General features: G+C 32.2%; 13 protein-coding genes. 5 read left to right on the forward strand and 8 right to left on the reverse strand.

The features are described from left to right. Window positions 1–161 precede the first annotated feature (161 nt). Both B0A66_RS00430 and B0A66_RS00435 read left to right on the forward strand, forming a co-directional pair. A complete protein-coding gene (locus B0A66_RS00430) occupies window positions 162–929 on the forward strand; it encodes a sensor histidine kinase (RefSeq protein ID WP_244283367.1) in 768 nt (255 codons plus the stop codon). Next, window positions 905–1615: a LytR/AlgR family response regulator transcription factor gene (locus B0A66_RS00435; RefSeq protein WP_089047878.1), complete on the forward strand. Its 711-nt coding sequence runs from the start codon at window positions 905–907 to the stop codon at window positions 1613–1615. Before B0A66_RS00430 ends, B0A66_RS00435 begins: the two co-directional genes overlap by 25 nt. A gap of 9 nt (window positions 1616–1624) precedes the next feature. On the opposite strand, the gene B0A66_RS00440 is transcribed toward B0A66_RS00435, so the two are convergent. Continuing rightward, a complete protein-coding gene (locus B0A66_RS00440; protein ID WP_089047879.1) occupies window positions 1625–2041 on the reverse strand; it encodes a DoxX family protein in 417 nt (138 codons plus the stop codon). A 218-nt stretch (window positions 2042–2259) separates the two neighbouring features. On the opposite strand from B0A66_RS00440, the gene B0A66_RS00445 reads away from it, so the two are divergent. From B0A66_RS00445 to B0A66_RS00455, 3 genes are all read left to right on the forward strand, one after another. Further along, a complete protein-coding gene (locus B0A66_RS00445; protein ID WP_089047880.1) occupies window positions 2260–3489 on the forward strand; it encodes a TMEM143 family protein in 1230 nt (409 codons plus the stop codon). Between the two features lie 221 nt (window positions 3490–3710). Continuing rightward, window positions 3711–4412: a gasdermin gene (locus B0A66_RS00450; protein WP_089047881.1), complete on the forward strand. Its 702-nt coding sequence runs from the start codon at window positions 3711–3713 to the stop codon at window positions 4410–4412. Between the two features lie 152 nt (window positions 4413–4564). After that, window positions 4565–5029: an Mpo1 family 2-hydroxy fatty acid dioxygenase gene (locus B0A66_RS00455; RefSeq protein WP_089047882.1), complete on the forward strand. Its 465-nt coding sequence runs from the start codon at window positions 4565–4567 to the stop codon at window positions 5027–5029. Between the two features lie 548 nt (window positions 5030–5577). Here the strand turns inward: B0A66_RS00455 and B0A66_RS00460 are convergent. The 7 genes from B0A66_RS00460 to tssD (B0A66_RS00500) form a co-directional block, all read right to left on the reverse strand. Next, the gene (locus B0A66_RS00460) at window positions 5578–6063 is read right to left on the reverse strand and encodes a hypothetical protein (RefSeq protein WP_089047883.1); all 486 of its coding nucleotides are present in this window, start codon (window positions 6061–6063) and stop codon (window positions 5578–5580) included. Between the two features lie 990 nt (window positions 6064–7053). Beyond that, window positions 7054–7398, reverse strand: a complete 345-nt coding sequence (locus tag B0A66_RS00475) for a ribonuclease E inhibitor RraB (protein WP_089047886.1) — start codon at window positions 7396–7398, stop codon at window positions 7054–7056. Window positions 7399–7428: 30 nt separating this feature from the next. Then, window positions 7429–8265, reverse strand: a complete 837-nt coding sequence (locus B0A66_RS00480; RefSeq protein WP_089047887.1) for a leucine-rich repeat domain-containing protein — start codon at window positions 8263–8265, stop codon at window positions 7429–7431. Window positions 8266–8268: 3 nt separating this feature from the next. Then, on the reverse strand, window positions 8269–9828 hold the full coding sequence (locus tag B0A66_RS23050; protein WP_089047888.1) for a GIY-YIG nuclease family protein: 1560 nt from the start codon (window positions 9826–9828) through the stop codon (window positions 8269–8271). A gap of 3 nt (window positions 9829–9831) precedes the next feature. Further along, a complete protein-coding gene (locus B0A66_RS00490) occupies window positions 9832–11643 on the reverse strand; it encodes a type VI secretion system Vgr family protein (protein ID WP_089047889.1) in 1812 nt (603 codons plus the stop codon). A 56-nt stretch (window positions 11644–11699) separates the two neighbouring features. Beyond that, the gene (tssD, locus tag B0A66_RS00495; protein ID WP_089047890.1) at window positions 11700–12095 is read right to left on the reverse strand and encodes a type VI secretion system tube protein TssD; all 396 of its coding nucleotides are present in this window, start codon (window positions 12093–12095) and stop codon (window positions 11700–11702) included. Between the two features lie 156 nt (window positions 12096–12251). Continuing rightward, window positions 12252–12638, reverse strand: a complete 387-nt coding sequence (gene tssD / locus B0A66_RS00500; protein WP_089047891.1) for a type VI secretion system tube protein TssD — start codon at window positions 12636–12638, stop codon at window positions 12252–12254. Window positions 12639–12704 lie beyond the last annotated feature (66 nt).

Consider the following 12704-nt stretch of genomic DNA (forward strand, 5'->3'; position numbering starts at 1 on the left):
TAATTATAATAGCTTGTGTTTATGATGAAATAAAACTTAGCGGAAAAGATTCTAACTACGCCTTTACTATAGTTGCATTAGGTTATTTTCCTTGCATTATCTGGATCACTATTTTTAATATCTTTATCATAAAGCCCTTTTTATTTAAGAAAAGGTTCAAAATGTTTTTTACACTTTTTATTCTTTATTGGGGTTCTTTTTTCTTTTTTATGAACTGGTATTTTCCATTAGCCGGTTTAGGTGATTTAAAAACACTACAAATTTTATCACTTATTATTAACGGAACATTTTTTTACTTTCTTCATATTGCAATTATGAGGAAGGTTTCGCAAACGAATAAGGATATCATTAATTTTAAATCGGAGCTTTCTTTTTTAAAGCAGCAGCTTAATCCACATTTTTTACTCAATGCCATGAATAATTTATATGGAGAATCCTTAACAGAGCCTGATAAATTACCTGAAAGAATATTGAATCTTTCTGACATGCTGCGGTACCAGATTGAAGCCTGTAAAAAAGATTATGTTTTAGTAGATGAGGAATTGGATTTTATTAAAAAATACATTGATTATTATAGTTTTAGAAACGAAAGACTCACAGTTAATCAAAATTATGAAGGTGCCTTTGACAGCATCGAAATTCCGCCTTTGTTCTTTTTACCTCTAGTAGAAAATGCGGTTAAGTTCTCTGCAGAAACTACGGAACCTTTTATTAATATTGATTTAAAAATAAAATGCAAAGGCTTGTCTTTTACTTTAAAAAACAGTTGTCTGGATTCAGGATCACGACTTTCGAGTACCGGAATTGGAATCGAAAACCTAAAAAGACGTTTGGAAGTTTATGGTTTGAAACATGAATTGACCTGCAAAAAAGAAAGAAACACTTTTAGCGTAAAATTAAATATATGGCACTTACCTACCGCTGTCTGATCGTTGATGACGAATCACCGGCACACAAGGCTTTGGCTTCGCATATTTCGAAATTTGACGATCTGGAACATTCCGGAAGCGCGTTTAGTGGCATGGAAGCTGTAAAAATGCTTAACGAAAATAGCTATGATATTATCTTTCTGGATATTAACATGCCTGTAATTTCGGGGGTTGAACTAATGGAACTACAACCCAACCGACCGCTTACGATTGTAACAACTGCTTATTCTGATTATGCACTTTCTGCGTACCAAAACGATGCAATTGATTATTTACTGAAACCCATTTCTTTTGAAAAATTTGCTAAAGCTATCGAAAAAGCAAAAATTTTCTCTTCCGGAAATGCTTCTAAAAAAGAGGACAAAACAAATTACAAAATACTTTCGCAACGTGTAAACGGGCAAATGATGGACATTTCTCTGCAGGATATTTTGTATATTGAAAGTCTTGGTAATTACATGAAGCTTTACAGTGCCAGACACAATACGCCTTTAATTATTTACGGTTCTCTTTCAAGCATTGCTCTGGAAATCGATCACAAAAACTTCATTCAGGTACATCGGTCTTACATTGTAAATGTGGACAAGATTACTTCTGTTACTTTCAAAAATCTAACCATGACGAATCAGGAAATCATTCCTGTGGGAAGAAAATACCAGATTTTACTGGACGGTTTCTTTAAATAAAGCTTTCCATTACTTTTTTCTAAAAAGAACCGCCCAAGCACCTGTTGACCACAACGCAAGAAAAATCAAAACGGGCTGAAAAAATAATCTGATCAGACGTGCCTGATCTGTATCAAGTCCAAAAGCATTAGTTCCGTTTAAATATTGTGCAATATTACCGGGAAAAATCAAGACATAAAATACGGCAAGCGCAATACCTACTTTTACTCTGTGTTTGGACAGAAACAGCATTCCAAGCCCAAGCGTTACTTCTACAACTCCTGAAAGCAACACAACGAGATCTTTACTCAGCGGAATCCAATTGGGTACTTGCGCACGAAAATCGATTCTCTGAAAAGTAAAATGACCTATTGCAGCGGTTATCATAAAAACACCCAGCAGTATTCTAAAGAATTTTTGAATTTTAGACGTTTTTACATTTTCCATATTATATGTTTTTTTATTTAAATTTTAGTTTTGAACACCATTTCATAAAACGGGTCTCTATCAAATTTACGATAATAACGCTTACGTTTTTAGTGATTTTAAAAATTTACAAAAGAAAAATATTCGGCTTTTGTTGTTTGTTACTTTTTAAAAAACCTTTGTATCTTTGAGGCTTAGATCCCTTAAAGACTGCTAAAATTAAAGAAGCCGAAATTCATATGACACGAGAACATTACATTCCCTTTAACAAGGAATTCTTACTCGAACAACAGATTGCCACTTTCGCTGACGACAAAAAAAAGGTCGACGATTTCAAGAAGCTTTTCGATATCATCGAACATTATTACCATTATGAAACTTTTAACCTCAACCGCAATCTAAAGCGAAATTATGCCTTATTCGATCCTGATTTAAGTCCTGCAGAACGGGAAGCTTTTAGCGGTAAAAGCGATTTTACTGTATTTAAGAAAACATTGCTGACGGTTTTAGAACGCGGAAATTATACTCGCGTAAAACAGGAAATACTGGACGAAGCTTTCAGCAATTCTGATTTAATTGGGTTGGATCTTTCTATCGATTTTAATGCTTTTAAAGATTATGAATTGTATGTTCGCGGTCATCATAAAGCCAAGGAAAAAGTAAAGAAGTATTTTTTCTGGACAAAAGAAATTGAAATCGAATATTACGACCGCGTTATGATTTACCTTAATTATAACGAAGCCGATTATTTGAGCGAAAAAAAGGTTAAGCTGGGAAAAATGCCTATTGATCCGGGCTCTATTTCTTTAAAGATATTTAAACGTGTTCCTAAAAACGATCTCGAAACGATTTTCCCAAATGCGATTCCGAGAATGTCTACAACAGATAAACTTTTGTTTTGGGTTCCTGGTGTTGGAGGTGGAATTTCATTATTGAGTACTACTGTAATTCCGGCGCTTATTGCTATGTATGCAGCGTATCAATCTGGCGAAACTATTGACTTACTGAACAGTAAAGCGTCCTTAAATCAGGGATTAATTGCTCTTGGGGTATTATCTGCTTACCTGTTTCGACAATACAGCAACTTTGTAAATAAGAAGATTAAATATTCGAAGCTGCTTTCTGATAGTTTGTACTTTAAAAATCTTGGAAATAACAGCGGAGCATTTTATTCACTATTGAATTCTTCTGAAGAAGAAGTGCTTAAAGAAACGATTCTGGCGTATGCTTTTTTAAACAGAAGCGAGAAACCTTTAACGGCTTTGGAACTCGATCATCAAATAGAATCCTGGTTTTCTACTCAATTGTATACACATCTTGACTTTGATGTTAAAGATGCGCTGGAAAAACTAAAAAATATTGGTCTTGGTATCGAAACCAATGGCAAATGGAAAGTTCTTTCGTTAGAAAAAGCACTTATCCAGATTGATGAATTATGGGACAATGTTTTTGATTACAATCAACGATAACTTTTCCTGAAAACATACAGAAGAAAAAATTTCTTCAACACAAAACAACTGCTTAAAGCGCAAAAAAATCAATTGATTTCTTGCGCTTTTTTTTATTTATTCAGCGCTCAAAAATCTGACAAAAAAAACATTGTTTTAGTATTTAAATCTTATTTTTGTAAGAATATTAGAAATTAAAAAAAAGCTACAAAATCCCAAATAGTACAACTAAAACTACTGAAATGAAACTTACCAAATTCCTAACAGGACAAGGCTATGATATTATTGAAGGGCCAGTCAGAAGTCACAAACCTTTACAGCTTTGGCTTAAAAAACCATTTGATGAAGCACAGCTGTATTATGAGAATATTGCACATGCTTTTAAAAGTGATGTTGTGTTAACAGAAATCGAAAATCCTGCCTTGAATGTCAATTCTAATCAAAAGGATGATTACGGATTTAATATTGGTATTACGTTGTTGGAAGAAATTCTAAAGACTCTTGGACTTGGCGCGTTAGAATTATCGGCAAAGATTAAATCAGGGAAAACGGTAACAATTAGTTATGACAATTCTATTACCAAAGAATATGCAATTGGTAACCTTGAAAACTATTTTTATGCTGCTGACTTCCTGCATCCAAATCCTTCCTTGCTCAAAAATGCGAATCGAAATCACATTCTTATTATTACCGGAACAATTTTCGCTAAAAATCTGATTGTAGAAATTGATACTGATTTTGCTTTAGATACCGCTTTGTTAGCCGATTTAAATAATCTCGCCGGTGGTAAAGTTGATTTTACACAAGGCAAACAAAATAAAATAAAGATGGTTTCTATTGCCGAAGTGTATTTTCCGATTGCTGTAAAAGCAAGCAAAATAGATTATGACAGAAGTAAATTCAAAAATTTAATTCTGGCTACAGATTCTAACAATATCTTTTAAAAACACTTGATCAACATTATTAAGCAAAGCGTTATAAATGAATAAACATTTGTAACGCTTTTTTTGTAAACCTATATTTTATAAAAACACTTTGACCAAACAAAAAGAAAATTTAATAGCTTTACATTACTAACCTATCTAAACCAAAAAGAATGAGAACATTAGACCAATGGTTTGCGGAATATGCCGTAAGTCACCAAAACCCAAAAAACAAAGCGATTCATTACGTATGCGTTCCCGCCATTTACTTTTCTATTGTGGGTTTATTAATGAGTATTCCAAGTTCGTTTATCGCCAACACTTTACAACTCAATGCACCAATTATAGAAAACTGGGCCGTTTTTGTTTTAATTTTTGTACTTATTTTTTACATTCGCTTGTCTATTACAATGGCGATTAAAATTGCGATTTTCTCTGCGATTTGTCTTGTTGTAAATTATTACATTGGGCAAGTTGTCCCGTTATGGCTTTTTTCTATTGGTGTTTTTGCCATCGCCTGGATCGGACAATTTTACGGTCACAATATTGAAGGCAAGAAACCTTCTTTCTTAAAAGACATTCAGTTCCTGATGATTGGACCAGCATGGGTGGTGGAGAATTTATTTTCGAAAAAATAATTTTATTTTGAGTCTTTTTATTAAGTAATAAATAACTAAAAAAAACTCCTGAAATTCTATGAAAGATTTTTCAGGAGTTGTTTTATTTTTTAATTTTTTCTTTTTAGACTATCCATTAGCACAGTACTGCCTTAAAATTCATAAACTACTATTATAATTTTCATAGCCATAAATAACTAAAAGCAAACTAAAAAAGATCATGATCATATTTAATAAGAGAAAATATCTCTTCATATAAAGAAGAAAGAGTTTTCTAAAAATCAACAATATAATTATCAAAAAAATACTGCCGTAAGTATCTATTCCATGCGGAATTGTATAAATATTTATTTTTTTCAAGATAAAAAGAACACCAAACAGAAGAGAATAAAAAAGAATAAAAAAACAATCTACACAAAGACAATATATTGATATCGTTCTAAAGTATTCCTTTTTTAAAAATGCAAATAAAAGAAATGTACAAACCCCTATAAGTAAACTTAAAACTAGTATTGGGATGAAAAGCATATTACAAATCTTAAAATTTTTTTTTTATTTAAGCGAAAAATTTACTCTTTGTCGTAGTACATCTTGAACAATGTACTTTTTTCATGTTTCCCTAATAAATACCAATTAACTAACAAAGCCGCAACTAAACTTGGAAAAATGAGAAACAATATGTTTACTTTTATTTGAGAACTTAAAAAAGGATATTTGCTTGCTCCTGTGGAAGCTGCTACTATATAATGTACTATTCTAACAAGCAATATTGATACTAAATATGATTTATAAATTTCACCTATATAAATATGGCTCAATATTAAAAGCATAACTATAATTGGAATTACTATAAATCCGGGGAAAAGATCAAAAAATCCCATTAACCCAATAATAGGAGATAATAATATAATATTCAATGATTCTTTACAAATTATACTTCCTGAATAATAACGAATAATAAAAACATGTAAACACGCAAAAACAAAATAATAAACCAATATATGCAGAATCCACAATTTAGCTGTTGTGTTAAGATTTGGTTCACTTTTTTTCATATTACTTTCTAATAATTTTAAATTCCATTTGTGTCGATTTATATAAATCTCATTTAATCTTTTAAAAAACCTGTCTCATTTAAGACACTTCTGTATTCTTTTTATAAATTATAAAAGAAATAAATTGAAGTACAAAATATACTGGAGTACAAATTAACAAGTACGGATTTTTCCAGTTTTCTGTATGATTGTTTAAAATTAAAAACAAAACGAGCATATTTATAATAATTACTACTATTTTATCTTCAAAATTAAAAACATAATATAGTATACTATACATAATGATACTCAAGAAAAATAGTATCACAAAAAAAGAAACAATACCAATAAATTCAATACTATCAGCCTTAGTTCCTGTTTTTAATGAGCTTACCGAATATAGTATAGTGGATAATGTAACATTAGAGAGAAATAAAAAGAAAGAATACTTTAAAATTTTTGACATTTTCATTACTATCTAATTAAAAATCTGATAATATTTTTTTGATTTCATTGGCAATTTTGATTCTAGCATTTTCTTTTCTATAACTTCTCCTTTTGAATCAATTTTAAAACAGAGATTAATATAAGCATTTCCTACAGTAGAATATGAAAAATTATATAATTCAATAATTAAAACACTATTGCTATTTCTTTTTAATACACTTATTTTTTGTGGGATTAAATTTGGATAATCAACAATAGTAAAGCCACTAATTAAATGGTTGTTTATTTTTATTAAAGGATTTTGGAATGCAGTTGTTGCTTTTAGTATTTCATTTGTTACATTTTGATTTGAACATTTCTCAATAACGTCATTCTCTGTTTTAACAACAATATCTATATCGTTGCCTTTTACATTTTCCTGTATTCTAAAAACACTAACAGAATCGTTAATTACTATTCTGCAAGACTCTATTTACTTCTGAAAAAGATCTTGTTTTTTATTGTTATTCTGAGCATTAGTTAAACCAAAAAAAAGGCAGAAGTATAAAACATTATTTTCATGAATTATTTTGGCATGACTGCACCGCAACCTTCCAAAGAAACATCTGTCTGACGTGCTAAGACCAACATCCAACCCATTTTTGCCTGAAGTAAGGGTAAACTCCATTTCTGCGTAATATCCGTCTCAATTTGCCAACCTTTAAAGAACAGTAATGTACGTGTTTCTTTTACACGAAAAACCATTTCTTCTGCTTTTAATTCGTCAACCAATAATTGCATTCTATCTTTTTTTGCAGCATAAAAATGAAAATTAACCGTAAGTTCAGTTTCTGAATTCACACCTCTCTCTTCCCATATTTTCCACATTTGTTCATTTCTTTCTAAGTGCTCTTGTAATTCGTTATCCATGTTTTAACTGAATTCTTAATGTAATAAATACTATTCTTTAATCTCCTTCTCCGGATAATGCACGTTATATTCAGTACGTTGACTGCCCCAAAATATCGGAATATCTTTTGCAGGTTTTGTATCATGATCCTGAATAATTGTACTTCCTAAAGCTATAAGCTTTCTCAGCTTTGGCATTTCTGCAACAAATTTTATAGACTTAATACTTTTGCAATCTTGGAGTTCTAAAATTTCTATATTCTTTAAATTTCCGATTGGACTAAAATCTTCTAATTTCCAACAGATATCAAAATTTAATCGTTTTAACTTGTGCAAAGTTGTAATATCAGATATATCAGTTAAACTTTTAACTGCGCCCAATGATAAAAATTCTAAGTTTGTTAAAGTCTCGATACCTTTTAAAGATTTTATTTTTGATCTGGTAATACTCAAACTTTTCAAATTGGTTAAAGTACTTAATTTTGTTAAGTCTTTTTCATCGAAGTCTCTAAGAGACAATACTTCAAGATTTGCTAGCGAATCAAAATTCGAGATAAGTTTTTTATTCCACAAAACAGAAAGTGTTTCTAGTTGCTTTAAATTACCAAAATCAATAGGATACATGCAATCTAAATTTAACCATTTAAGATTAGGCATTTCGTACAAAAAGCTATAGTATACCCCTTCTCCAAAACACAAAAAATTTAAACTAGAAATATCATTAAAGTATTTTAAAAATTTACTTAAATAATTAATATTACTTATTTCTGTCAAAGGTGTAAAGCAAATAGTATAATCTCCACTTTCGAAGACTTCACGTGCTTTCTCTAAATTTGAATCTTCTTTCAAATCTAATCTATTCCCCAATGGTAATTTTGTTATATTCATATTTTAAAAATTAGGAGGATCAAAAGTAGTAGGTAAATTATATTTTTTAGCTACTTTCAAAGCTTCCTCTTTAAATAGTTTTCTTCCCTCAGGTGTTCCAAGTTTGAATTTACCTCCAACAGGATTTACTTTATTAATCAATTTACTAACCTCAGTACTACTTTTACTTGCTATATCACCCCCATATTTTTCTAATATAATAAATTGCTCATACATTTCGCGTTCCTTTTTTGTAGAACCTTTCATTCTATGAATAATTTCAGCACCTTCTTTCGTAGTGTGCGATAATTTGCCAGGCTTTTTTAAGTTTTTATTAAAATGATTTGTTATCCTTTTAAATACATCTTTAGATTGACCTACATAACCCTGAATATCGTCACCATTTTTAACAACCAAATCATAAACTCCCTTATTGTCTGCTATTTTATCAAGGACTTTTGTTGCTTTTTTGACAATTTTAATCCCGCCAACTGCACTTCCCACAATTGGTATTGCAGATGCAAAGCTCAACGCTGCATCACCGTAGTTACCTCTTGCTAGCGATATTGTTCCGCTAATTATATCAGCAGCTTCCCCAACAACTGGAATCAATCCTATTATATCTAATGCACTTTGAGTTGCATCTAAATAAGCATCCCAATTGGTTGGTTTACCTCCGTTTTTCTCTGCATCAAATTCGTTTAATGTTTCCCATTTTAATGGAGAATATCTTGGAATAGTAATATTTGTATTGAACTCGGGTACAATCCTGTCTTTTGAAACTGGTTTTTTTAATCCTGAGAAATCTACATCAGGAAATGCCTTTTTTGCTTGTTCAAGAGTACCTTCAAAAGTAGCATGTTCATTTTTGTATGCCCAAACTTCTTCACCACGAGATGCTACTTGCGACTTAAATTGACTAACAATTACTGTTCCTGAAGAAGTAAACCCTGCCGAAGTAGTTCGCTTTATTTGCGCTATACTCTCTCCAACACTAACAAATTCATGTTTTATTTGGTTGAGTTTAGTCCCCTCTTCGTTTACTATAAAAATGTTGGTGTCTTTTTGGTTTTCTTTTATTTCTCCATCCTCACCGTTTAAGTTTATTTGAATACCTGGATTTTCACTTTTATCATTAAAATACGCAAAAACTGTTGCCTTATTACAATCAACTAATCTGATGTTTATTGGCATTGTACCGTCTGATGAAACTTGATTTAGATGACTAATTCCAGATATTTTTACTTCTTCTTTGTCATCATTTTTCACAGCCCATTTTAAGAGTGTTAACTCAGAGCCTGTCGGTTTTCTTGACGGTGTTGCTTTATATGTATATGATTCACCAGCAATAACATCTTTTACAATATTCTTTTCTTCATCAAAAGGACCTTCAACTTTGGTTACTTTTATATCAACCATCTTAAATTCCGGCAGATCTTCAGGCTCTCCATAAGTAATTCCTGTTTCACTTGTTTCTGAAATAGTTGTACCAGAACTATAAACAATATTTTCATCAGAAAAGATATTATGATCTCCTTTTGTTGTTTTGGTAATAGTACCTCCAACAATTCTTATCCTGCTCATATCTTAGTGAGATTTAGATTTTTCTGCACTATTATTTTGGATTTCCTTTTTTGAATGCTTATTTATCCCTCCCTCACTGCTACTGGTATTAACTCCTTTTACACCTACTTCTTGCCTGTCCTTAGCCGTATGCGATTCTAAGTTCCCTTCGATGTTTTCCATGAAGTTACCTGTTACATTAAGAATGCTATCGCCTCCAACACTTGTATTCAGCATCATGCCTACAATACTTGTTTTGTCAGCTCCTGCGCTCTCCACAAGATTTACTCCTGCTGTTGTCGTGATGCTTTCAGAAGCATTCATGACAATATTAGAAGCATTCATTAATATGGTATTCGTTGCGGTAATACTAATATCTCCGTTAACACTGTCCAGTTTTATTTCGTTACCGCCTTTGTCGGCAATAATAATACTTTCTTCTTCGGTGAATTTTATAATATGTCCGCTTCGGGTGTGAATTGCTTTTATATTGTTGCCGCTGTCTGCATAAGGACTTTTATCGTTTCCATTATATTGTTTTCCAATAACATACGGGTTCTGAACATTGTTTCCTTCAAAACCTACTAATACCTCTTCGCCAATCTCCGGAATAAAGTAGAAACCTTTTCCAGAACCTGCATACGGTTGTACCATACGAATCCATTCGGTTACTGCGGTTCCGCTTGTACCGTAGAATTCAACTTTTACTCTTCCTAATCCTTCGGGATCATGGTTTTCTTTTACCTGCGCAGGCTGACTTTCCGCTTTCGCAAAAGCATGTACATTAGTATAATGTGGTGCGCTTACATCTGCTGGAATTGCTTTGAACTCACAAGAATAATTTCCGTGTACCTCTGAGTGGTGAACTACTTCGATAGCAAGAAGTTCGTGCTCGACAGTTTGGTTTTGAATAGTAAATACTTGTCCAACACCTATCGGGAAATAAGATGTTCCGCTGTAGTAAACGCTGTTGGCATCACTTCCTGCGGTTTGCATCGTTACCATTTCTTCAATGTCTTCTTTGCTGTTCGCGTTTACGGTATAAACGCCATCGTTTAAGTCCGGATTTGTAACGGTTCCCTGGTTGTATCCAATTACCGTTGCAAAGCTATCTTTACTTCCTGTCGAAGTTTTAGCAGCTGAATTTCGAAGGTTGGAAGCGCTGTTATAATCAAAACCGGTTAACGAAATTTTATGCGACGCCATGTTAGTCTGAATTTTAAAACCATGAAGCGAAGCACCGTTTACCAGTTTTACTTTGCTTTCTTTAGTTTGTCCAAATTGCATACGCATTCCGTCAAAATAAAACCATTGCGCGTAACGCTGTGATAATCTGTTTAGGAATTCGAAATTACTTTCGTTGTATTGTACTAGATTTTTAAATTCTTTGCGGTAGGTTGATTTGATAGAATCTCTTTGGTAAAACTCTCCGGGACCTTCGCTAAAGATACCTACTACGATATCATCCATCGTACGTTCTTTAAACGATCTTGATCTTTTCATATCGTCGAGAACGATACTGTGGCTTACTCCTGAAACGTGTAATCCAGCAGGACCTCCATGAAGATCAATCGACGATAATTCGGTAATGATACCTTTGCTCATTAATTTAATTCCCGTAAGGCTTTTGAAGGTAAAAATTACTTCATCCCCTAAATAACTTCTCAAAGCTTTTGCCTGATCTGCCGGTTGAATGATTGCTTTTCCGGTGTATTGCCAAACGAATGAAAAATGATGGTGATCGCCCATTTTCTGAGAAACCTTTAAATCATAGTATACAACGTTTTGGGAAAAGCTCCCTATAGAAATATGAACTTGTTCTGAAAAATGTGACATAATACGTGGTTGTTTTAAGTAGATTTTTAATTAGCCTTTTGTATTTAGCTTTTTATTTATCCTAAAGAAATCCAGTTGTTAGAGAATTTTGCATCTCCAAACTTCAGGTCTTTAGCCACGACTTCCATTGTAATTTTCATTGGAATATCGTTTGTACTTGAAAACTGCTCATCGTAGCTTACACAAAATGATTTTGTAAAACTTAATTCTTTCATTTTGCTTAAAGCGTCACGTCTGTAAAAAACTATTTTACCATCTTTGGTTAGATCTCCGTTTAACATCCAACTTAAAAAATCGGTGTTTTGAGATGCTTCAATAGTTATTTTGATCACACCGCCTTTTGCTCCACCAGTTGGCTTGCTTGCAGTGTCTATTTCTTGTTTAAATTTAATATTAAAATCAAGAACATTATATTCTTCGCCGTCTATATGTAATTTAGATAAAAAACTCATTTTGTTGTGGTATTAGATTGTAGATTAAAGAATTAGTGAATCCAAAAGCTTCTGCCCCATCGAGAAGATTTCAGTTTAAAACAAAAAAGGAAGTCCACATAATGAACTCCCTTTTATGGTTTTTATGTGTGATAAAGTTTAAATAATACTAAAGGATTATACCCAAGCATTATCAAATTCTCCTCCACCCATTGAAATTTTACGTGCAGAAATCATAAAAGTCTCCGTTAACGGATTTTCACTGTTATGATCAAAGTTTTCTTTGTACTTAACCATGTAAGCCTCAGTAAACTTTAACTCTTTTAAAGTAGCATTTGAATCACGTTTGATGAATTTTACTGAACCATCTTTTCTTTCGAAGTTGTTCGTCATCCATTCAAACAAATCAGTGCTGCCTGTAGATTCAACCTGAATCATGATTCTTCCTCCACGAGTTACTGTAGATGGACGCCCTGAAGCATCTGTTTCCTGAGCTAAGTCATAGCTCACGTTTAATACTTTGTAACTCTTACCTGCAACGGTTAATGATGTTAAAAACGACATAATGTATAGATTTAAATTATTTATTTATGCCGTAAAAATAGAAATTATTTTGTTCTGACAAGCTAA

It is taken from the genome of Flavobacterium hercynium, from assembly GCF_002217285.1.
GTDB classification, from domain to species: Bacteria; Bacteroidota; Bacteroidia; order Flavobacteriales; family Flavobacteriaceae; genus Flavobacterium; species Flavobacterium hercynium.

Coding starts and splice junctions, on each gene's coding strand:
- B0A66_RS00430 (WP_244283367.1), top strand. CDS start 162: ATGTTTTTTACACTTTTTATTCTTTATTGGGGTTCTTTTTTCTTTTTT.
- B0A66_RS00435 (WP_089047878.1), top strand. CDS start 905: ATGGCACTTACCTACCGCTGTCTGATCGTTGATGACGAATCACCGGCA.
- B0A66_RS00440 (WP_089047879.1), bottom strand. CDS start 2,041: ATGGAAAATGTAAAAACGTCTAAAATTCAAAAATTCTTTAGAATACTG.
- B0A66_RS00445 (WP_089047880.1), top strand. CDS start 2,260: ATGACACGAGAACATTACATTCCCTTTAACAAGGAATTCTTACTCGAA.
- B0A66_RS00450 (WP_089047881.1), top strand. CDS start 3,711: ATGAAACTTACCAAATTCCTAACAGGACAAGGCTATGATATTATTGAA.
- B0A66_RS00455 (WP_089047882.1), top strand. CDS start 4,565: ATGAGAACATTAGACCAATGGTTTGCGGAATATGCCGTAAGTCACCAA.
- B0A66_RS00460 (WP_089047883.1), bottom strand. CDS start 6,063: ATGAAAAAAAGTGAACCAAATCTTAACACAACAGCTAAATTGTGGATT.
- B0A66_RS00475 (WP_089047886.1), bottom strand. CDS start 7,398: ATGGATAACGAATTACAAGAGCACTTAGAAAGAAATGAACAAATGTGG.
- B0A66_RS00480 (WP_089047887.1), bottom strand. CDS start 8,265: ATGAATATAACAAAATTACCATTGGGGAATAGATTAGATTTGAAAGAA.
- B0A66_RS23050 (WP_089047888.1), bottom strand. CDS start 9,828: ATGAGCAGGATAAGAATTGTTGGAGGTACTATTACCAAAACAACAAAA.
- B0A66_RS00490 (WP_089047889.1), bottom strand. CDS start 11,643: ATGTCACATTTTTCAGAACAAGTTCATATTTCTATAGGGAGCTTTTCC.
- tssD (WP_089047890.1), bottom strand. CDS start 12,095: ATGAGTTTTTTATCTAAATTACATATAGACGGCGAAGAATATAATGTT.
- tssD (WP_089047891.1), bottom strand. CDS start 12,638: ATGTCGTTTTTAACATCATTAACCGTTGCAGGTAAGAGTTACAAAGTA.